This window comes from Mucilaginibacter sp. (genome assembly GCF_036383575.1).
Classification (GTDB): domain Bacteria; phylum Bacteroidota; class Bacteroidia; order Sphingobacteriales; family Sphingobacteriaceae; genus Mucilaginibacter.
This window is the reverse complement of the sequence record NZ_DASVOB010000344.1, coordinates 1-22,118: the sequence shown is the minus strand read 5'-3', so window position 1 is coordinate 22,118 and position 22,118 is coordinate 1. Positions and strand designations below refer to the sequence as shown.

At 41.3% G+C, this 22,118-nt stretch carries 22 protein-coding genes; 12 read left to right on the top strand and 10 right to left on the bottom strand.

All coding sequences use genetic code 11. The features are described 5' to 3' along the window. The 4 genes from VF500_RS11835 to VF500_RS11820 all read right to left on the bottom strand — a co-directional run. Window positions 1–1,634, bottom strand: a 1,634-nt coding sequence (locus tag VF500_RS11835; protein ID WP_330859863.1) for an ATP-dependent DNA helicase RecG, incomplete at its 3' end; no start/stop codon positions are given. A 467-nt stretch (window positions 1,635–2,101) separates the two neighbouring features. Further along, the gene (locus VF500_RS11830) at window positions 2,102–2,479 is read right to left on the bottom strand and encodes a RidA family protein (protein WP_330859862.1); all 378 of its coding nucleotides are present in this window, start codon (window positions 2,477–2,479) and stop codon (window positions 2,102–2,104) included. Then, window positions 2,476–2,619, bottom strand: a complete 144-nt coding sequence (locus VF500_RS11825) for a DUF6728 family protein (RefSeq protein WP_162997005.1) — start codon at window positions 2,617–2,619, stop codon at window positions 2,476–2,478. Before VF500_RS11825 ends, VF500_RS11830 begins: the two co-directional genes overlap by 4 nt. Before the next feature lie 137 nt (window positions 2,620–2,756). Continuing rightward, window positions 2,757–4,112 (bottom strand): OmpA family protein, encoded by a 1,356-nt coding sequence (locus VF500_RS11820; protein WP_330859861.1) that lies wholly within the window; start codon window positions 4,110–4,112, stop codon window positions 2,757–2,759. Window positions 4,113–4,260: 148 nt separating this feature from the next. On the opposite strand from VF500_RS11820, the gene VF500_RS11815 reads away from it, so the two are divergent. Next, window positions 4,261–5,550, top strand: a complete 1,290-nt coding sequence (locus VF500_RS11815; protein ID WP_330859860.1) for an aminopeptidase P N-terminal domain-containing protein — start codon at window positions 4,261–4,263, stop codon at window positions 5,548–5,550. Between the two features lie 67 nt (window positions 5,551–5,617). On the opposite strand, the gene meaB is transcribed toward VF500_RS11815, so the two are convergent. Next, window positions 5,618–6,502, bottom strand: coding sequence for a methylmalonyl Co-A mutase-associated GTPase MeaB (gene meaB / locus VF500_RS11810; RefSeq protein ID WP_330859859.1), 885 nt, complete (start codon window positions 6,500–6,502; stop codon window positions 5,618–5,620). 346 nt (window positions 6,503–6,848) lie between these two features. On the opposite strand from meaB, the gene VF500_RS11805 reads away from it, so the two are divergent. From VF500_RS11805 to VF500_RS11790, 4 genes are all read left to right on the top strand, one after another. Further along, the gene (locus VF500_RS11805) at window positions 6,849–7,841 is read left to right on the top strand and encodes a glycosyltransferase family 9 protein (RefSeq protein ID WP_330859858.1); all 993 of its coding nucleotides are present in this window, start codon (window positions 6,849–6,851) and stop codon (window positions 7,839–7,841) included. Next, window positions 7,838–8,899, top strand: a complete 1,062-nt coding sequence (locus VF500_RS11800) for a glycosyltransferase family 1 protein (protein ID WP_330859857.1) — start codon at window positions 7,838–7,840, stop codon at window positions 8,897–8,899. Before VF500_RS11805 ends, VF500_RS11800 begins: the two co-directional genes overlap by 4 nt. Before the next feature lie 246 nt (window positions 8,900–9,145). Next, on the top strand, window positions 9,146–11,026 hold the full coding sequence (locus tag VF500_RS11795; protein ID WP_330859856.1) for an ABC transporter ATP-binding protein: 1,881 nt from the start codon (window positions 9,146–9,148) through the stop codon (window positions 11,024–11,026). A gap of 72 nt (window positions 11,027–11,098) precedes the next feature. Further along, a complete protein-coding gene (locus VF500_RS11790; RefSeq protein WP_330859855.1) occupies window positions 11,099–11,893 on the top strand; it encodes a DUF5672 family protein in 795 nt (264 codons plus the stop codon). Here the strand turns inward: VF500_RS11790 and VF500_RS11785 are convergent. The 3 genes from VF500_RS11785 to VF500_RS11775 are packed head-to-tail and all read right to left on the bottom strand — an operon-like array spanning window position 11,890 to window position 14,277. Further along, window positions 11,890–12,255 carry a CoA-binding protein gene (locus tag VF500_RS11785; protein WP_243485644.1) on the bottom strand — a complete coding sequence of 122 codons (366 nt, stop codon included), beginning with the start codon at window positions 12,253–12,255 and terminating at the stop codon, window positions 11,890–11,892. The genes VF500_RS11790 and VF500_RS11785 overlap by 4 nt on opposite strands. Beyond that, on the bottom strand, window positions 12,248–12,730 hold the full coding sequence (locus VF500_RS11780) for a DinB family protein (protein ID WP_330859854.1): 483 nt from the start codon (window positions 12,728–12,730) through the stop codon (window positions 12,248–12,250). The genes VF500_RS11785 and VF500_RS11780 overlap by 8 nt, the downstream gene beginning before the upstream one ends. Beyond that, complete coding sequence (locus tag VF500_RS11775) at window positions 12,727–14,277, bottom strand: NAD(P)/FAD-dependent oxidoreductase (RefSeq protein ID WP_330859853.1); 1,551 nt, start codon at window positions 14,275–14,277, stop codon at window positions 12,727–12,729. Before VF500_RS11775 ends, VF500_RS11780 begins: the two co-directional genes overlap by 4 nt. Before the next feature lie 602 nt (window positions 14,278–14,879). Here VF500_RS11775 and VF500_RS11770 point away from each other — a divergent pair. The 6 genes from VF500_RS11770 to VF500_RS11745 all read left to right on the top strand — a co-directional run bounded on the left by VF500_RS11770 (window position 14,880) and on the right by VF500_RS11745 (window position 18,626). Then, complete coding sequence (locus tag VF500_RS11770; RefSeq protein WP_330859852.1) at window positions 14,880–15,455, top strand: sigma-70 family RNA polymerase sigma factor; 576 nt, start codon at window positions 14,880–14,882, stop codon at window positions 15,453–15,455. A gap of 250 nt (window positions 15,456–15,705) precedes the next feature. After that, window positions 15,706–16,287 carry a LemA family protein gene (locus tag VF500_RS11765; protein ID WP_330859851.1) on the top strand — a complete coding sequence of 194 codons (582 nt, stop codon included), beginning with the start codon at window positions 15,706–15,708 and terminating at the stop codon, window positions 16,285–16,287. Window positions 16,288–16,398: 111 nt separating this feature from the next. Beyond that, a complete protein-coding gene (locus VF500_RS11760) occupies window positions 16,399–16,833 on the top strand; it encodes a TPM domain-containing protein (protein ID WP_330859850.1) in 435 nt (144 codons plus the stop codon). 11 nt (window positions 16,834–16,844) lie between these two features. Further along, the gene (locus VF500_RS11755) at window positions 16,845–17,636 is read left to right on the top strand and encodes a TPM domain-containing protein (RefSeq protein ID WP_330859849.1); all 792 of its coding nucleotides are present in this window, start codon (window positions 16,845–16,847) and stop codon (window positions 17,634–17,636) included. Between the two features lie 41 nt (window positions 17,637–17,677). Continuing rightward, window positions 17,678–18,082, top strand: coding sequence for a hypothetical protein (locus VF500_RS11750; protein ID WP_330859848.1), 405 nt, complete (start codon window positions 17,678–17,680; stop codon window positions 18,080–18,082). After that, entirely contained in the window at window positions 18,075–18,626 is a 552-nt protein-coding gene (locus tag VF500_RS11745) for an NUDIX hydrolase (RefSeq protein ID WP_330859847.1), read from the top strand. The genes VF500_RS11750 and VF500_RS11745 overlap by 8 nt, the downstream gene beginning before the upstream one ends. A 3-nt stretch (window positions 18,627–18,629) precedes the next feature. Here the strand turns inward: VF500_RS11745 and VF500_RS11740 are convergent, their stop codons facing one another. Continuing rightward, window positions 18,630–19,085, bottom strand: a complete 456-nt coding sequence (locus VF500_RS11740) for a nuclear transport factor 2 family protein (RefSeq protein ID WP_330859846.1) — start codon at window positions 19,083–19,085, stop codon at window positions 18,630–18,632. Window positions 19,086–19,126: 41 nt separating this feature from the next. After that, on the bottom strand, window positions 19,127–21,511 hold the full coding sequence (locus VF500_RS11735; RefSeq protein WP_330859845.1) for a DUF6263 family protein: 2,385 nt from the start codon (window positions 21,509–21,511) through the stop codon (window positions 19,127–19,129). A 272-nt stretch (window positions 21,512–21,783) separates the two neighbouring features. Between VF500_RS11735 and VF500_RS11730 the strand changes: the two genes are divergently transcribed. Beyond that, the coding region (locus tag VF500_RS11730; RefSeq protein ID WP_330859844.1) for a PhzF family phenazine biosynthesis protein at window positions 21,784–22,118 on the top strand (335 nt) is incomplete at its 3' end.

The window sequence follows — 22,118 nt, the reverse complement described above, 5'->3', positions numbered from 1 at the left end:
ATCTGTGTTTCGTGTTTAATAAAGCGCTGCATTTCAAAATCCTTATCGGCAGGCTTCATTTTACCATGGACAATACTAAGCCGGAAATCAGGCAGCGGAAACTCGCGCGACATAGCCTCGATACCATCCTCCAGATTTTTTAGATCAAGCTTTTCACTTTCCTGGATCAGCGGATATACTACATAAACCTGCCTGCCTAACGCTATTTCCCGTTTCATAAAACCGAACATTCGCAGGCGCTGATTTTCATAATAATGAACCGTTTGAATGGGTTTACGCCCGGCCGGTAACTGGTCAATTACCGAAACATCAAGGTCACCATAAAGGGTCATGGCAAGTGTACGCGGTATCGGCGTAGCCGTCATCACCAATATATGCGGAGGGATGGCATTTTTTCGCCAAAGCTTGGCCCGCTGCTCAACACCAAAACGGTGCTGCTCATCAATCACCACAAAGCCCAGGTTTTTAAATTGTACTTTATCTTCAATAAGGGCATGGGTGCCAACCAGTATCTTAAGCGAGCCTTCTTCAAGGTTTTGATGTAACACCTTACGCTCCTTTTGTTTGGTTGAGCCTGTTAATAAAGCTACCTCAATAAAATCATCGCCTACCAGGCTTTTGATAGTTTGGTAATGCTGACTGGCCAGGATCTCGGTTGGTGCCATAATACAGGTTTGAAAACCGTTATCAATAGCTATCAGCATGCTCATCAACGCCACCACGGTTTTACCACTGCCTACATCGCCCTGCAACAAGCGGTTCATTTGTATGCCCCGCTGGGTATCCAGCCGTATTTCCTTCAATACACGCTTTTGCGGATCCGTAAGGGTAAAAGGCAATTTATTATGGTAAAACTCATTAAAATAATGGCCTACCTTATCAAACACATTCCCCTTAAACTTTTGAGTGTGCAGCAGCTTATTTTTAAGTAATTTAAGCTGAAGAAAAAACAGTTCTTCAAACTTTAAACGATATACCGCCTCATTAAGCAAAGTTGCGTCACCCGGAAAATGAATGTTACGATAAGCATCGGCACGGTTAAGCAGCTTAAACTGGTTTATGATATACAAGGGCAGGTTTTCGCGAATGTCTTTAGCATGCAGGTCAAGCAATACAGCGGTAAGCTTTTGGATCCCTTTGCTATCTAACGAAAATTGTTTAAGCTTTTCTGTGGAGTTATAAACAGGCTGCAAGGAAAGGTTGCCCTGCTTTTGTGCACCCGGCAGGTATAACTCCATTTCGGGATGTGCCATCTGTGGCATCATATTAAAAAAGCCGGGCTTGCCAAACAGTATATAAACCTTGCCGGGAATGATAGTTTTCTCAATCCAGTTAATGCCCTTAAACCATACCAGTTCGATGATACCGGTATCGTCCTTAGCCTTAACAACCAGGCGGCGGCTTTGCTTTTCGCCCACAATCTCTTTACTTACTATGCGCGCCAGCACCTGTACATAGGGCAGTTCTTCACGTATTTCCCGTACCTTATAAAAACGGGTGCGGTCAATGTACCTAAACGGAAAATGGCGCAGCAGATCTTCAAAGGTGTGCAGCTCAAGCTCCTTTTTCAAAACTTCGGCCCTCGACTGGCCTACACCTTTTAAATAAACAAGCGGCGTTTGAAAAGGATTCATTGATTAACTGTTTAAACCTTTCGCTACAGCGTTAGCGTAAAATTTAGTTGATATAACTTTAAGTTCAATCCGGATGCAGATGTAGCCTGAACCCGAATTTATAGAATTTAAGGAATTATCAGAAAGCGATTAAAGTTCCTTAATTAATTTAATCAGGTTAGACAACAAAAAAACAACTGCAAACCGCCTGCTCTAAATTGCAAAATGAATTTGGGCGTTGCCTGCGGCCGGGCTATCCGCTCATACAGCACAGGCCTTAGCCACATAGCCGGTATCCGCTCCTATCCCTAACGCAAAGTTATCTGAACCGTGATTCGGGGGGGGTAGGATTAACAGAATAATGCCTGAACCGGAATTAAAGGATTACCAGCATGCTTATCAAATTCGATAAATTCCTTAATTCGTTTAATTCCGGTTCAGAAAAATCAAGTCGATCCCTAAATCCTAAAAATCACGGTTCAAAAATCTTACTTAACCGCTATAACCGAGATCTCCACATTCACTCCTTTAGGTAAAGCGGATACCTGGATAGTTTCGCGGGCCGGAAAGTCGGCAGAAAAATATGTTCCGTAAACTTCATTAACCTGTGCAAAGTTTTGCAGATCAGTTAAGAATATGCTGGTTTTTACAATGTTGTCAAACCCCAGGCCGGCTTCGGTTAAAATGGCTTTGATATTTTCCATTACCTGTGTAGCCTCAGCTTTGATATCGCTGCTGATGAGTTCGCCGCTTAGCGGATCAATAGGGATCTGGCCCGATACAAATAAAAAACCACCGGCTAAAGTAGCCTGGCTATATGGCCCAATAGGGGCAGGTGCATTGTTGGTATTGATGATTGTTTTCATTTTTTGAGTATAAATACCTGTACCAGTTTCCAGATAATCCCGGCCAGGAACATAATAATAGCCAGCGCATTTATAAAATGCATCACCCGCAAGTTAAAGTTATCGGGCCTGTTTGGGTCTTTTTTCCTGAAGAAATACATTACACAAACTTACGCAAAATTTTGCCTCCGTAAACCCATACCTATTATATAAGGTGTAACTATCAAATACAAAACCTTATAAAACAAAGAAGGCTCCGGGTTATCCGGAGCCTTCGCAAATAATATTTAATCAGATATTATTTCTTTTTGAATTGAACACGACGGTTAAGTACGCGACCTTCTTCAGTTGAGTTGTCAGCAATTGGGTTAGTTTCACCGTAACCTTTTACTTTCACTTTCTTAGCATCAACACCAGAGTTAACTAAGTAAGTTTTTACTGAGTTAGCACGGTCTTTAGATAAAGATAAGTTGTGAGCAGCAGTACCTTCAGATGAAGCGAAACCGTCAACTTCAACAGCAGTACCAGATGAACGTAAGTCAGCTGAAGTAGCATCTAACACTGGGTAAGATGAAGTACGTAATACTGAGCTATCAAATTCAAACTGGATGTTTGAGTAAGCAGCAGCAGCTGGAGTAGCAGCAACAGTATCTTTAGGGAATACAATAACGCAACCAGAACCATCAACTACGCTACCTGCAGCAGTACCTGGGCATTTGTCAAACTGATCAGCAACACCGTCACCGTCAGAATCTTTTTTCAGGTCATTAACAGCAGTTTCAACGTTAGCAACACGGCCTTTTAAAGCTTCAACTTCCTGACGTAAAGCTGCATCATACAGTTCGTCATACATCATAGCTACCGGGTTAACCCACTCTAATACTGGTTTTGATTTTGAACCTAAAGTAAAGGCTAAACCAGCATAAGCATATGAGTAGTGATCTTTTGTTGGATAAGCTTGGTTACGGCCGTCAAAGTTATCAGCATCAACATAAGTTTGGGTATAGCCCAAATCTAATGCAACCGCATCACTTAAACGGAACTTAACACCAGCACCTACAGGAACAACAAACTCTTTTACGTAGTGGCTGCCATCAGTTGTTGGGTTGTGGAAATGAAATTCATCAGCACCTACCCTGGTTACTTTTGGATCATAGAAAGCCATACCGGCACCACCTTTTAAGTAGAAGTTAACTGCATTTTTACGACGGATGAAGTCGATAGTAGCAACGTTAACTACAGCACTCATGCTTGCTTGCCAAAAACGGGTATCATACGATACATAATCGCCTGTTGCAGTAGGAGCAGGATCATTTTTACCTTTAACTTTACCACCTGTAACATCTAATTGCAAAGCAAAAGAGTGTGCTAATTGTTCTTTTAAATAAAGACCAAAGCCATAGCTGATAGGATGAGAGGTAAAGTCATTGTTACGGCCACCGGTAGCAATAACAGCAGAAGTAACACCACCGTTTACGCCGATGCTAAATTTCCTGTACTGGCCTAAACCACCAAATACCTTAGCGGTTTGGGTTTCAGATGACGTTGTAGTTGCCGTTGTTTTGGTTGAATCGGTTTGCGCATTAGCCAAACCCGCAACCATCAAAGAAGCAAATGACAATGCGACTGTTTTCTTTAATGTAGAATAATTCATAGTTTTTAAGATTAAACGATTTTAATTGTGATTTTTTTCAAAATTAGTAATTATGTTTGAATACATGACCAAACATTGTTCCAAAAATTGTAATAGTTACACAAATAACTAAAAAAAAATGATTTAATAAAATAATCACCCGATAAATATGAAATATCTGCCGATAAAAAATAGCTTATTTACAAATAATAGAAAAAATTTCGTTTCAAGAACAAAACCCAACTCAATCGCTATTTTTCACGCAAATGACGAGTTCCCGCGCAGTGGTGATCAGGCATTTATGTTTAAACAAAATCCCGATTTTTTTTACTTAACAGGTATTGATCAGGAACAAAGTATCCTGGTTTTATACCCTGATTGTCCTAATAAGGCATACAGAGAAGTACTTTTTTTAAGACAAACCAACGAACACATAGCTATTTGGGAAGGTCACAAATACACCAAAGAAGAAGCACGTGAGGCATCAGGCATCGAGAGTATTTTTTGGCTTAACGAATATGATACTATACTTCATGGTATTATTAACTATGCCGAAAATATTTACATTAACACCAATGAAAATGACCGATATGCGCATACCGTCCCTTACCGCGATTATCGCATGTTTGAGGCCCTTAAGCTAAAGTACCCTCTTCATAATTATACGCGTTCGGCCCCCATTTTACGCGACCTGAGGGTAATAAAATCAGAAATTGAAATTGAGCTTACACAAAAAGCCTGCGATATTACACGTGATGCTTTTGTACGCGTTTTAAAATACACTAAGCCAGGCGTAACCGAGTATGAAATTGAGGCCGAGATCATTCACGAGTTTATCAGGCAACGGGCTACCGGTCATGCCTATAACCCCATTATTGCTTCGGGTGCCAATGCCATTGTGTTACATTATAATGATAACAACCAGGTATGTAACGATGGCGACGTGATACTGCTTGATTTTGGTGCCGAATATGGAAATTACAATGCTGATATGACCCGCTCAATACCGGTTAGCGGCCGTTTTACTGCCCGCCAGCGCCAGGTTTATAACGCCGTTTTAAACGTGATGCGTGAGGCTACGAAACTCATTGTTGCCGGCACCGTCTGGAACGAGTACCAGGACGAGGTTGGCAAGATCATGACCAGCGAACTAATTGGCCTTGGCTTGCTTGACAGGCATGATGTTGAAAAACAGGACAAAAACGCGCCGCTGTATAAAAAATACTTCATGCATGGCACTTCTCATCACCTGGGGCTGGATGTTCACGACTATGCAAGCAGGTACAAGAATTTTGAAGCAGGGAATATATTAACCTGCGAACCGGGGATCTATATTGCAGAGGAAGGCCTGGGTATCCGCCTTGAAAACAATATCCTCATCACCGGCAACGGCAATATCGACTTAATGGGTAGCATTCCGGTTGAAGCAGAACACATTGAAGAAATCATGAACAGCTAATTCACATTAAATCTGTATAAAAAAAATAGCCCGATTGGAATTTCCTTTACATTGAGCTAATCAAATACTATACATAGGTATCCACAAAACTATACAGATTAAAACTTCCGTTTTTTAAAGCTTCAGCTATATCAAGCTGAAGCTTTTTTTTGTCTATACCTGCCATCATTTTTTGCTGAATAAGTTTGTATACTTTTTCGGTCAGCAGCAGCTTGCGCCTGTTGTTTTGTGGTAAATTAGCTTGTTGTATAAAGGCGACGATATCATCAACCCCCTGGTTTTGTGATGCCGTAGTTTTAAATATGGATGGTTGTCCGTCAACGCTACGCCCGATGATCTTCTTTAAATTATTGGCAAATACTTCGGCTCCTTCCCTATCGGCTTTATTAATGATAAAGGCATCAGCAATTTCCATCAATCCCGATTTGATGTGCTGAATCTCATCACCTGCTTCGGGCACTAATACAACCAAGGTAATGTCAGCAAGCCCGGTAATTTCAATTTCAGACTGGCCAACACCTACTGTTTCAATCAGCACATAATCAAAACCAGCCGCCCTCAATACATCAGCCATTTCAATGGTTTTTGCAGACAAACCTCCTAAGGAGCCCCGTGTAGCCAACGACCGGATAAAAACATCAGGGTCATTAAAATGTGAGGCCATCCTGATCCTGTCGCCAAGCAGCGAGCCAAAATTAAAGGGCGATGTAGGATCGATGGCCAGTACAGCTACCTTTTTTTTATCTTTTAAAAGTATATCGATGATCCCGTTTACCAGTGTGCTTTTGCCCGCGCCGGGTGGCCCTGTAATACCAATAACCGGGCACTTTTTATTAAATTTAAGGCTTTTGAGCAATGCGCTACTACCATTAAGGTCATTTTCAACAACAGTTAATGCCCGTGCGATAGCCCGAAAATTTATTTCACCAATGATATTCTGCTGCAAGTTCAAACCAATTGATAATAATGTTCAAATCTACCCATTATATAGTAAACACGTTAATAGCAATATTAAACTCCGTTACATATGCGGTTTGATTTATTTACCCGGTTTTGGATACATTCCATATTATTATCCATCATACACGGCTAATACTTAAATAAAACACCAATAGTTGAAATGATAAACTATTCATCAAATTAATAAGATGACTTATTAATATCCACAATAAAAAGATGCACATTAAATACAACAATGATATGAAAATTACATTAACCCTATAGCAGATTTAATCTTATCATTGCAAATTGAAGTGTAGCATTTTATTAATCTGCCCGTAATGTAATTCATTAAAACAATGACCGATATCGATCATATAAAAACACCGCATATTTTAATAAGCAGGGTTGACGCAATTGGCGACGTTGTACTTACATTACCCGTAGCAGCATATATTAAACAATTATTTCATGGCGCTAAGGTTTCATTTTTAGGCCGTACATATACACAGCCGGTAATTAATACCATAGCTTCAATAGATGCGTTTGTTAATTACGACGAGCTAAAAAAACTGCCTGACAGCGAACAGATCGCATATATCCAAAAGCAGAACGTTGATGCTATTATACATGTGCTCCCCAATAAACATATTGCAAAAGTAGCAAAACAGGCAGGTATCAAACTACGAATAGGAACAACCAACAGGGTATTTCACTGGTATACCTGTAATAAGCTGGTAAAACTAAGCCGCAAAAAATCAGATCTGCATGAGGCACAGCTTAACCTGGTTTTACTAAAGCCGTTAGGACTTAGACAGGTACCCTCTTTAGCTGACATTATAGCAAATAATAATTTCCATAGTAAGGTTGACCTGACACCGGCATTAACCGATGTACTTGCAAGTGATAAGTTTAATCTCATCATCCATCCAAAATCGCACGGCAGCGGCATGGAATGGGGCCTGGATAATTTTGCAGAACTTATAAATAACCTGCCGCCCGATAAATTCAATGTCATCATAACCGGCTCTGAAAATGAGAAGGCTTTGCTTACAAACTGGATCCAAACACTCCCACCAACAGTGCAGGACATGACCGGGCAGATGTCATTGGGGCAATTAATAACTTTTATAAGTAAAGCTGGCGGGCTTATTGCTTCAGGTACTGGTCCGCTGCACATTGCTGCTTTGACGGGGATCAATACTCTTGGATTATTCCCCTCATTAAGGCCAATACACCCGGGCCGATGGGCACCTGTTGGCAAAAAAGCGGGTTACATGGAAAGCGGGACAAACAATTTAGAAACAATTACGCCGTTTATGGTGTCAGAGAAAGTTAAGACATGGATATGAATAAACCTCGTGTGTTGGTAACGTTTGATTCGATGCAATATCCCAATACAGGCTTATTTTATTTTGGAAGAAGCCTGGGAAAAGCACTGATAAAAGAAAACGAAAATTTTGATTTGAGTTATTTTTTATATGACGCTACAGCTGATTTTGATCATGATGAAGTGAAGCGGCATTACCGTGAAAAATATCACAAGTTTTTTTTCATAAACAGAGACAGCATAAAACTATTCCATTTTACCGATCAATTTTCGAGGCTGAAACCCAAAAAGGTACACAGCAAATATAAAAAGATCATGACCATACATGATATCAACCAGATACATGAAAATATCGGCGAAAAAAAATTAAAGCACTATCTGAAAAAACTGGGCGAACGCATTAACAAATGCCATCGTATAGTAACCATCTCAAAATTTGCGGCCGATGATGTTGCTACTTATTTCCCCAACGTTATTGATAAATTAACTGTTATTTACAACGGTGCCGACAAACTTGAATTACCTGAAGGCCACTTACCTGCATACCAGCCCAAACACAACTTTCTGTTCACCATAGGTATAGTTTCAGCAAAAAAGAACTTCCACGTTTTGCCAGCCTTACTGGCCGATAATGACTTTGAGCTTATTATAGCCGGGATAAAAACTCCGTACGAAAAAGAAGTTATGGCAGAAGCAAAAAAATACGGTGTTGAACACAGGGTGAAAATAATTGGAACAATATCAGATAATGATAAAGCCTGGTATTATAAAAATTGCGGAGCCTTCGTTTTTCCCTCAATAGCCGAAGGATTTGGCTTGCCGGTGATAGAAGCGATGCACCATGGCAAGCCTGTTTTTGTTTCAACTCATACTTCGTTACCCGAAATTGCCGGCGATTGCGCCTATTATTTCCCCAATTTTGATGGTAAAGAGATGCAGAAAGCCTTTAATAAAGGCATGCGGCATTTCCGTGAAAACAACCCATCCGAAAAAATAAAGGCTCATGCGCAAAAATTCAACTGGGATGAAACAGCAAAACAATATTTACAGCTCTATCGCGAAGTACTTGATGAAAAATGATCGGCTACATAATCAATAGCTTTATCAAAGTTATCTAATACCTTTCCCATATATAGTTTTCAGCCACGTATGCTTTTGCGCTTAGTTAAGCGCAATCTTTTATAAAGGCATAACAAAATCAGATAGTTTTTTGAACCGCCCTTTTGTATTACCTATCAAGGGCGGCAAAAACGCCTTGATCGCTTCTATATTTTTGCTCGTTTTAATTACTTAATTACTATTAGCTTTGCACTTTTAAAATTATTAATGAAGATTTATTTCAGGCTTCTATCATTTGCCCGCCCAATAGGAAAATTCGCGTTTCCTTACTTTATATGTACTTTGTTTTCGGTAATATTTAATACCCTTAACATCGCACTACTTGCGCCGTTACTCACCACAATCTTTGATAAACACGCGGCAAACGCCCTAATTATCAAACCCAAAAACTGGTGGGACCCTATTAAAGATTTTGAATTTTTCGCCCATACGGCCAATCAGTACTATGGCCCGCTTGGCGCTTTGAAGTTTGTTTGTATAGCTATTGTGACATCAGTATTATTAAGCAATTTATTCAGGTATTTATCGCAGCGAATAATGGAAAACCTGCGTATCTACACGTTGCTTAACCTGCGCCGCACTGTGTTTAACAATGTAATGAACCTGCATCTGGGCTATTTTAGTAACGAGCGCAAGGGCGATATCATGTCAAAAATTTCGGCGGATGTACAGGTGGTGCAATTTTCAGTTACAGGTACTTTACAGGTTGCCTTTAAAGAACCTTTTCAATTGATTGCCTACCTGGTAATGCTGTTTGTAATATCAGTTAAATTAACCTTGTTTTCCATGCTGATAATCCCTGTTTCGGCTTTTATCATATCGAGGATAGTTAAGCGCCTTAAAGAACAGGCGGCCGAATCACAGCAAACTTACAGTAACATGATCAGTAACCTTGATGAAGCTTTATCGGGCATTAAGATCATCAAGGCATTTAATGCTGTTCCGTTTATAAAAAACCGTTTCGATCACGAAAACAGGGAATATTCCAGAATTACCCGTTCAATGGCCAAGAGGCAGCAAATGGCCTCACCTGTGTCCGAATTTTTAGGTGTATTGATGGTTGCAGGAATCGTATTATACGGTGGCTCGTTAATTATAAGCGGTACCGGCACGTTGGCTGCATCTGATTTTATAGTTTACATTGCCCTGTTTTCGCAGGTTATGCGCCCGGCTAAAGCCATATCTGATTCTTTTAGTAATATCCACTCAGGCATTGCAGCAGGCGAACGTGTACTGGCGCTGATAGATGAGAAGCCACTAATTGTTGATGCTCCCGATGCAACAGAACTTACCGGCTTTGAGGATAAGGTTAAATTTGAAAACGTATCATTTGCCTATACCGTTAAATCTGATGGTAAACAAGCGGCAGATACCGGAAAACCTGAGGTTGAAACTGAAAAATATGTATTAAAAGGCGTTAACTTCGAAATCCCGAAGGGAAAAACAGTAGCCCTGGTTGGCCCCTCGGGCGGTGGTAAATCAACTTTAATGGATTTGCTGCCAAGGTTTAGCGAGCCTCAGTCTGGTACGATCTCTATCGACGGCAAAAACATCCAAGCCGTTACCATGGAATCATTAAGGGCATTAATGGGAATAGTTAACCAGGAGTCTATTTTGTTTAACGATACTATTTTTAACAACATCGCCTTCGGCAAACCCAATGTAACACAGCAGGAGGTGGAAGCTGCTGCCCGCATAGCCAATGCCCATAATTTTATTATGGAAACAACTAACGCCTACCAAACTAATACGGGAGACCGCGGCACAAAACTATCGGGCGGCCAACGCCAGCGGATTTGCATTGCACGCGCGGTATTGAACAATCCGCCCATTATGTTATTGGATGAAGCAACATCCGCACTGGATACCGAGTCGGAAAAACTTGTGCAGGAAGCTTTGAACAACCTGATGCAGAACCGAACCTCGCTTATTATCGCACATCGTTTAAGCACCATACAAAACGCGGATATCATTCTTGTTCTTGAAAATGGCTGTATTGTTGAACGGGGATCGCATACCGAGTTACTTCAAAACAATGGTCTTTACAAGAAGCTGATAGATATGCAGGCTTTTAATACCCAGGCGTAAACCTGTAATATAACTTTTTATGGTCGCGTTGGCGACGTTTAAAAATGAAGTTTAAAAACTCAGACATCAACATTGAAAGCAGCAGTAGTAATCCCTTTTTATAAACCCGTCATAAATAATCTTGAACAGGCAGCTTTTGCACAGGCAACCAAGATCTTATCGGCCCATGATATTATTATTATTAAACCGGATAACCTGGTATTACCTGATGAAGTTAAATCAGATATTAGTGTGATCAATTTTGATAACAGGTATTTTAAAGATATTAGTAGCTATAACGAACTTATGCTCTCGGAGGAATTTTACCGGAGTTTTTTAAAATACGATTTTATATTGATCCACCAACTTGATGCATTTGTATTCAGGGACGAGTTGATGCAATGGTGCTCCAAGGGCTATGATTATATTGGTGCGCCCTGGATACGTAAATATGATTACCCGGATATTGTTAAGGCTATAAAATCAAAGATACAGCGCTGGTCACATGCTAAATTCGATGTGCAAAAAGATGGCCGTCCATCACCCATGCAAATTGAAAACAAGGTTGGTAACGGCGGCTTCTCCTTACGAAGGGTACAAAAGTTTCACAAACTTTGTATTGACATGCAAAGCGAGGCAAAACGGTATTTAAGCCTTAATCATGATCACTACTTTAACGAAGATGTTTTTTGGAGTATCGAGGTTAACCGGAAAAGGAAGGTGCTGAATATCCCGTCGTATAAAAAAGCTCTTCATTTCTCTGTCGAACTATTTCCGGAAAGGGCAATGACAATAAACAAAAATAAACTGTCATTTGGATGCCATGCCTGGGATAAACACCTCGACTACTGGCGGCCAATAATTAAAAGTTACGGTTACGATGTCTAATACTCCCCTACCGATAACATCACCAGCGTACAAGCGTACTCCGTTTCAATACCTTTCTCATTGGCTTTACGCCGTAATTCGGTATTCTCGGTTCCTGGGTTGAATATGATCCTTTTGGGATTGGTGTTCAGGATATAATCATACAACGGCGGTTGATTTTGCGGACCAACGTACAGCGTAATGGTATCGATGTCATGATGTATGGTTTCGGGCTTTTCAATGGGCACACCGGCAACCTCGCCTGTTTTTATGCCAACGTTAACAATAGTATGGCCGCGTTCAACCAAACGGGTGGCCGCAAAGTTGGCGTACCTGCTGGTATCTGGTGTTGCCCCTAATATTAATGTTTTCTTATCAGCCATTGATCATCCTGTTTAGTAAAGCAATTTGAGCCGAATGATAAATATGATGCTGTATCAAACCGCTCACCTGCTGCTCGTAAGTTTCGCCAGCCTCATCAGATCCCGATTTACCGGCAACAACCTCGCTCCATCTTTCTTCCGGAAAGTTTTGGATAAAGCCTGCCAGGTTTACATTCACCAGCTTTATATCTTCAACAATCCATTTCCACTTTTGTTCGTCGGGCAGGCCTGGTTCAGGCCAGTCACCGCGTACCGGTAGCTGGGCATCCATGCCATTCATGCGGTCCATTACTTCTTCTGTCCATCCGGTCATGTGCAAAATAATAGCGGCAATATTATGCACCGAGCCCACGGGCTTTTCATAAGCAGCTTCAAAGCTGATGCCGTCGACAATAGCATAAACCGAGGGGCCATACCATGGTTCACCGGATAAAACACTTTCGAGCTCGCTGGCTAATTTTTGAGATGTGGTCATGATAATATTTTTAAAGCAGCAGTTGCACAGTTAATGCCATCAATAGCAGCAGAAATTATACCACCCGCATAACCTGCGCCTTCTCCGCATGGAAATAAACCGGTGATCTGCGGATGCTGCAGGGTTTCCTTATCGCGCGGAATTTTTACCGGTGATGATGTACGCGATTCAACACCTACCAAAATGGCTTCGTTGGTATAATAGCCTTTCATTTTTTTGCCGAACACAGGCAAGGCTTTACGCAAACGTTCGTTGATCCAATTGGGTAAAACCTCTTTCAGCTCAACACTCTTGGTGCCTGGCAGGTATGAGTTAACCGGCAAATCGGTTGATAAACGGTTTTGCACAAAATCAACCATTCGTTGTCCAGGTGCTACCAAGTTGCCGCCGCCAGCTATAAAAGCAGCCTGCTCAACCTGCTTTTGAAAGTTGAGCATTTTAAAAGGATCGCTATCATCGCCGGCAACATCCTCTAAATTAATTTGCACCACGGTGCCCGAATTGGCAAACGGATTGTTTCGTTTTGAGGGGCTCCATCCGTTCACCACGATCTCACCGGCTTCGGTTGAGCATGGGGCTATAATACCGCCGGGGCACATGCAAAAAGAAAACACGCCGCGGTCATCAACCTGTTCAACCAGGCTGTAGTATGATGGCGGTAGATCTGGCCCGCGGTATTCGCAATGATATTGGGCACGGTCAATTATTTCCTGCGGATGCTCGATCCTTACCCCCAAAGCAAAAGGTTTGGCTTCGATCAAAATATTTTGGCTGTGCAGCATTTCAAACACATCCCTGGCCGAGTGCCCTGTAGCCAAGATCACAGCATCTGAAACTATTTTTTCGCCGGTTGATGTTTTCACACCTTTGATCTTCCCAAAATCAACCAGCAATTGAGTTACTTTAGTATCAAACAGGATCTCGCCACCAGCGTTCAGCACCGTTTCGCGCATAGCAGTAATGATCTGCGGCAGCTTATTGGTACCGATGTGTGGTCGTGCATCAATCAGTATATCTTCGGCAGCTCCATGAGCCACAAACATTTTTAAAACCTGGTTCACATCGCCCCGCTTGGTTGAGCGGGTGTACAGCTTACCATCCGAATAGGTGCCGGCCCCTCCCTCGCCAAAGCAATAATTTGATTCGGGGTTAACAAGGCCCTGTTTGTTGATATTGGCCAGATCTCGACGGCGTTGTTTTACATCTTTGCCGCGTTCAATAACAATAGGCTTTAACCCAAGCTCAATGCATTGCAGCGCAGCAAATAAACCGGCAGGGCCTGCACCTACAATAATTACCGGTCGGCCAAATTGTACATTGGGATAATTGACGGTAAAAATTTCGGGCTGATAGGCCTCCTGCATAAAAACCCTCACCTGCATACGGTAAACTACACGACGTCCACGCGCATCAATTGAACGCTTTAAAATTTTTAAAGCCGTAATGTTTTTCAGGGGAATTTTAAGTGCAGATGAAGCCAGTTGTTTCAAAACCGCCTCATCTTCATGCTGCCCGGGAGGACAAACTATCTCTGTTTCTTTTGTCATGACTGATGCCGGGTTTTTATCCCGGATGGTACAAAGTTAAGAAAAAACCACCCGTCCAGCCCCCTAAAGGGGGAGCTTTTGATCAGCAATTTTTAACTGCGCTTATTTTCACCTTGAGGCTGTATCATAAAGATCAACCTCTTTTTTTGACTTATGCAGATACTTAAGCAATATATAGTTTTGAGTTGGATTGAATCTACTAACAAAAGGGGGTTAACAGGGTTAACACACTTCAGGGTTAACATCCAATTACATATCTCATAATCAGATAATTAATAGTTTTTATGCAGAAAATATGTTAACCCCCTTTTTTGTATAAATACTATTAGCCAAATTTCAATTCGCAGGTAACACAACACCAAGGGTGGCCAATTTGATTTATGATACGGCCTCTTAAAACGGGTTTGCGTTTGTGACGCAAACCATGATCATTCAGCTTTCTTCAATAGCGTTTAATACCCCCAAAACCGTTCGGCTTTGCACAATGACCGTACGCTATCGAACAGTTTTAAAAGCCAATAAAAAATAAATTACTGAAAATCAATAATTTACAAAATGGCACTTAGATTGGCATGCACCTCATGTATTTAAATAATAAAACAATGACTACCGCCGACGAACGCTTACACACAATATGGGATGGTTGCCTGAGCAACGACAGAAAGAGCCAGGAGCAATTATACAGGCTATTGGCCCCCCGCATGCTGGCAGTTTGCATGCGCTATGCAACTGATAAAGACGAGGCACAAGATATATTACAGGAAGGTTTTATAAAAATGTTCCGCAACATGAAAAACTACCGTGGCGAAGGTAGTTTGGAAGGATGGATCCGCCGTATCATGGTACATTGCGCTATATCCCGTTACCGTAAATTAAAACCGATGGTTTTGGTTGATGACTTTGCCGCTGAAGAAGCTTCGGCTATACCTATCAGCAGTTCATATAATGATAATGGCCTCGAAGCTAAAGATCTGATGAAACTGGTGCAAAAATTACCAAAGACATACCGCTCCGTTTTTAACATGTACGCCATTGAAGGCTACTCACACCAGGAGATCGGCTCATCACTGGGCATGAGCGAACTATTATCGCGCACCACTTTGCACCGCGCCCGTACATTATTAAAAGACATGGTAGCCAAACTCACCATGCGCGAAGAGCATTGCCTGGCAGGGTAACCGATCTTGTTTTTAAAAGGATTTACACTGATCAATTATAAAGCTACAGCCCCTTACGGGGCTTTCTGCTTTTATAAGCGTTCATATATTGTGCAAAATTTCTCATATATCACGTCTTGCACCTCACATCCTTCTATAATTTATCGAAAAGCCGTACCTTGACACCTTGTCAGCAGCGCGTACCGTTTGTAACAACGGTACGTGAATTGTACTCTAAACAAAAACATCACATAAAACACACGAAAAACAAATGAAAAAGTTATTCTCGGCTATATTAATTATAGTAGCTGCTATGTCTTTAAGTTCATGCAGCTACAACAGTATGGTTAAATTAGATGAAACTGTTAAGGCAAAATGGGGAGCTGTACAAAGCGATTACCAACGCCGCAGCGATCTGATCCCTAATTTAGTTAACACCGTAAAAGGTGCAGCCAATTTTGAAAAAGGTACTTTAACCGCTGTAGTTGAGGCCAGGGCCAAAGCAACATCTGTACAGGTTGACCCTACCAAACTTACACCCGAATCAATAAAAGCATTCCAGGCATCACAAGGCGAACTAAGCGCTGCACTTGGCAAATTGCTTTCGATTACCGAAAATTACCCCGACCTGAAATCGAACTCCAACTTCCATGATCTTCAAATTCAACTGGAAGGTACAGAGAACAGGATCAATGTATCGCGCAAAGATTTCAATGATGCCGTTCAGGAATATAACAGCAAGATCCGCTCATTCCCGGCCAATATAACTGCCAAAATGTTCGGCTTTTCTGCAAAAGGCTATTTTACTGCTGAACCAGGTGCCGATAAAGCCCCAAAAGTAGAGTTTAACTAATTTTACGGGATTACACCGATTTCTATAAATTTCACCGATTTCATTTGAATTGGCGGGATAACAAAAAATCGGTGTAATCACAAAAAAACAATCGGTGTAATCATAAAAAATATGGCTGTATTTAACGAAGAGGAGCAGCAGCGCATCCGTAAGGCCATTGAAGAGGCTGAAAGCCGCTCATCGGGCGAGATCAGGGTTTGCATTGAAAAAAGATGCAGCGAGAATGTTCTTGACCGCGCGGCAAAATATTTCCAACAGCTTAATATGCATAAAACCAAGCTCAGGCATGGAGTGTTAGTATATGTTGCCACTGTCGACCGTAAGTTTGCCATCATAGGCGATGCCGGCATTAACCAGGTAGTTCCTCCCGATTTCTGGGACACCACCCGTGATGATATGCTGCAGCATTTTAAATACGGCGATATTGTTGAAGGGATTGTTACAGGCCTTAAAATTGCCGGCGAACAACTTCAAAAATACTTCCCTCATCACGACGGCGACCAAAACGAACTTCCCGATGATATTGCCTTTATGGATGGCGATTAAAAACTAAAAACATGTTCAAAAAGTTTATACTGTTCTTCGGATTTATACTTTGCGTTATTACCGCAATGGCGCAGGATTTCCCGGAACGCTCTAATACCCTTGTTACCGACTATACCAACACACTAAGCCCTGCTGATAAACAGCGGCTGGAAACTAAGTTGGTTACCTATAATGATTCTACCTCAACACAAATTGCGGTGGTTATCCTGAAATCGACCGGTAGTTATGATATCAATGACTATGGCGTTCAGCTGTTACGCAAATGGGGAATAGGGCAAAAGGACAAAAACAATGGCGTATTGGTACTGGTAGCTATCGGCGACCGTAAAATGAGTATCCAAACCGGCTACGGTGCTGAAGGCTCCTTACCTGATATTGTTACGCAGGATATTATCCAAAACGACCTTAAACCGCACTTTAAACAAGGCGACTATTATGGCGGGCTTGATGCTGGCACAAACAGCATCTTCAAAGCCATGAAGGGCGAGTATAAGGCAGCCAAAAAGAAGCAAAACAATAGCGGCACCGGTTCTGCCGGGCTTATTGTACTGATGATAGTGGTTGTTATCCTGATACTGGTATTCCGTAACCGCGGTGGCGGAGGTGGCGGCAGGCAGATCATTGGTCGCCGTGGCGGCGCAAGCCCATTCTGGTGGTTCCTGGCAGGCAATATGCTTGGCGGTGGCGGCCGCAGCAGCGGGGGCGATTGGGGCGGCTTTTCTGGTGGTGGCGATTCAGGAGGTGGCTTCGGAGGCTTTGGCGGCGGCAGTGGTGGTGGCGGCGGTTCAAGCGGCAGCTGGTAACCATTTACCAAGTCCGCTTACATCATATAACCACCTAACCTATGCAAAAAGATTTTATCTTAAGAGAGATCGAAAAAATAGTATACTCAATAACAAGGCTTGTCGGCTTAAAAAATGCGGCAAACCCTGAAGCGTTTATACAACATGCCGATCAATTTTTACAGGATGAGTATGATCTTAAACTGCCTGAATTACTTGAACTAAGTATCGAAGATTTTGACCTTCTGCTTGATGAAAGAAATTATTCGGCCGATAAACTGGACGCTTTAGCCCAATTATTACATATGTATTATGAGCCTTTTGTTGCTAACGATGAAACATTAGCTGCCTTACAAAAGATCATTTCTATATTTAACCGGTTGGAGAAAGACCACCATCGCACCTCTTTTGAGAATATAAATAAACGTAACGCTATCTATCAATTTCTGCAAAACAACTATGAGTAAAGATCTCACCTGGAAATTACTTTCATCATCATACATACACAAAGGTCCCTGGGCCACGCTCCGCATTGATAAATGCGAAATGCCAAACGGCAAAATAGTTGAAGATTATTACGTACTCGAATACCCAAACTGGGTTAATGCAGTGGCCATAACCGAAGATAACAAGGTGCTTATGGTTAAACAATACCGCCATGCTGCGGGTGTCACCTCGCTCGAAATTCCGGGAGGTGTGATCGATGCAGGTGAAGAGCCGGTACATGCCGTACGCCGCGAGCTGCTGGAAGAAACCGGTTACCAGTTTGATGAATTTGAACTGATCTGCACGGTGTATGGCAACCCATCCACAGCAAACAATAAAACGTTTACCTACTTTACCAAAGGCGGTAAAAAAGTACAGGGCCAACACCTTGACGAATTGGAAGAACTTATTGTTGAAGAATACACCATTGAAGAGGTAAAACAATTACTGCTTAATAACGAGATAAAACAAGCTATGCATTGCGCCGGTTTATTTTATGGGATGATGAAGCTGGGTGTGATGTAAGCATCACTCCAGGCAATTATCCTTCCGCCGGGTATCAACAATATAAATGATCTTCCAGCCATCTGCGGTTTTCATCAGCTGGAAAACATCTACGCCACAATGGCTGTACTTGTCATCTAAATAGAACTTGTATGGAGCCCAAACACTGGCCAGCGGACCATCAATTTTGATATCGGCAAAGGTTACCCGCTCGTCATAAACACTTTTATGCGGGGTGCCAACCAATTTTATAAAGTCATTAGGGTTTTCGATCTCTAAGGCTGTTGTGCCATCTTTTTTGTTAGCTACGCTATGAAAAGCTATTCCTTTGGCAAAAGTTGATCGCAGCATAGTACTATCGCCCTTCCGCATGGCGGTGAACATGGCATTGATAGTTTGCTTAATAGCGTCCTTTTCAGTTTGCTGAGCGAAAGATTTTAATGATAACAGGATAAAGGCGCACAGGATAAGTTTTCTCATACCTAAATATACCGCATTTACTATTATCCCGATATGCAGGTCTAATTATTTACCGGATACATGTCGTTAAACTTCTTGATAGTTCCAGCCCAATCATCCCCAAATTTCAATGCCAACATCTTTCCTTCGGGCGATACGAGGATCTTTGACGGATAACCAGCGATCTTGTACAGCTTTTCGATAGTCTCATTTGCCATAGCGGCGGGGATATCAAACTTATTGGTAGCGAGATATGCTTTTACATTCTCGGCGTTATCCCGGCAGGCTACGCTTAAAAAATTGATCCCGGTATATTTTCCATCTTTAAGTTCCTTATTAAAAACATTAATAGCCGGCATTTCATCCCGGCAAGGAGGGCACCAGGTTCCCCAAAAATCGATAACCAGCCAATGGTTCTTAAATTCGGCCAAAGAACGTTCTTTGCCGTCAATGCCTTTTAAAACAAAACTTGGTGCGGCCTGCCATGATGGTAGGATGTTAGCTGCAAAAAAGTCCTTAAATTTTTTATTCGAAAAATGCTGCTCATAAATTTTCTGCATTTCGTCAATACTGGTTGGTGCCGAATTAATATGATCAGCAAAAACTTTTAAAGCTTGTTCATTATCCCCAAGGGCAAATAAGCGTTCAACAAATTGCTGACGATAACTTTCTTTCGAATGCAAAAAGAACCGGTCGTAATTACTAACATATGCTTTTTCCTTATTGCCAGTGGGCGAATATTCAGCAGCTTTTGAAAGGTATTGCAGTGCCTTAACAGAATCTGCAGGCTTTGCAACCTGATATTTTAAGTACCAGGCATAGGCCAATATATTTTTGTGCGCATAACGATCTTTATTTAGGGAATCTCCGGAAAGCCGCTCAAGATTTTCAATAGTTTTTTGAAGTAATGCCTCCGCCTTAACTTTTTGAGAACTTGATATAAGTTGCTTATAAAACAGTAAGGCATAGCGCCCACCATTACCATTTTTTATCTCATCATCCTTCATCTTCATAAACGCACTGGCCGTTTTTGATAAAACCACTTTATCATTTTCATGACCTTTAGCATTTACCCATAAATACAAGGGATTGATCTTTTGCTGCATTAAAGGGTTTTTATCCTGATGGAGCATTGAAAGTAATTTGGCACTATTGGTTACCGTCACGAAGCGTTTCTCATTCATCTCATCCAGCATCTTTTTCACATCCGCATCCGAAAGTTTCTTTTCGGCAACGTACTTTTTAAAGTCATCATTTTGCAACAGGTCGAGCGATTCTAAAGATAAAAAGTTTTGGGAGTACGATTCTTGCACCAAACCATTAAAAGCGTCCATTTGATACATGTACTTGCTCACCTCATAAGCCGAATCGGCCGACGTATTCATTGACTCGGTGAATTTATTGTATAAGTGCACCTCGTTCCCTTTTAAAAATTTGGCAGGAGTACTCCGCAGTTGTTTACCATACACTTCATAGTTATTGCCGGCCCCACGCTGTACAAGATCAAGTTTGGCCGTTGCATAATATGGGTCATTTGCAAACGCGGTGTCGTGAGCCCTTAGATAGGTGAATGCCCTGGTACTATCAAAATCCATTTTATTCATGAAAGCCTTTCCAAAATATTGATTGGTTTTTACCAGCATATTGATCCATGCAGTATCTGCCGCTAAATAATGCCCGCTTCCGTAACGCAGTTTTTGCTTATAATTTAAATCAATATAGCTTTCAGTTTTGCCATTTATGTCAAAGAGCTTTAATAGTGTTTTATATTGTAGTTGTTCAAAAAGCCCGGTCACCTGGTTAAAAATGCCTGAGCCTGCAATATCCTCCTTATCTTTCCCTACTATAGCGAGATAAAGGAGCGATCCGTTAATGGCAGTAGCTTTAAAGTTTAAATACCTGCCGGTCCACTCACTTCTGTATCCTATTATTTGCTTAGGCAGTTGGGGGAATATTTTTTCAATAGCAGCCTTGATGAATTCCACTCCATTATTTTTTAATTCAGCTGTAATATTGTCGTTTAATACCCACCGGTCTGCTGCTTTTTGCAAAATCTCGTCAACACCATTAATTTTCACCAAATCGCCATTGGGAGCCATTGTTATTGTAAAAGACTGTTGTAATAAGGCCAGCGGTGTCAGTGTCCAGGATGAATTTAGTCTTGCTGTTCTGACACTGTCACTATTTAACGCATTACTGTTTATAGGATTTTTATTGGCATTAGATATAACTGCTTTTACCATTCGGCAATCAAGTAAAGTATTTACGCCATCCTTCCCTAATACTTTAAAAGCGTATATGTAGTTTGAATTTTCGGTATAATCTGTAAAGTGATTTAGGTTATGTAAATCAATTTCAAATTCCTTGTTTTTTTCAAGTATAATGGCTTGGCCGTAAATACGGGAGATGCAAACAAAAGTCAGCAGTAGCAGAATTAGTTTTTTCATGTAAGGTTTAGTAGTATGTTGTAACGGCTAAATTTACGTTTAATTAGCAATTAATCAAGTTGATAAATCGTTTTAATCATCTTCATATGCTGTTTGAGGTGAGTTAGCCAGTCCATCCTTACACAAGGATCAAACTTTCAACCCTGCAAAAGATTGATAAAATATAATATGCATCATAAAATATCAATAATTCCCTGTTCAATTTTAAACTGAGCTGACATTTAATATACAGAGCTTCATTACTTTGCGACAAGCAAAAACATCCTTTACCTATGAAAAAGTTACCATACTATATCCTTGATGTATTCACCAACCAACTATATAAAGGCAATCCACTATCAGTAGTATGGTGTGATGGCGAGCTGGAATTAGCTCAATACTACAACATAGCCCGTGAGTTTGGCTATTCCGAAACATCCTTTGTGTGGTATTCTGATACTGCAAAATCACTTAAGGTACGCTCATTTACGCCAGGCAATTATGAAGTTGGCGGCGGCGGCCATAATTTCCTCGGGGCCGTATCCCTGGCTTTACTTAAAGGATGGGATATTTTTAACGGTCAGGGTGCGGAGCATTGGGTAACCATGAAGAATGAAAAATTACCGGT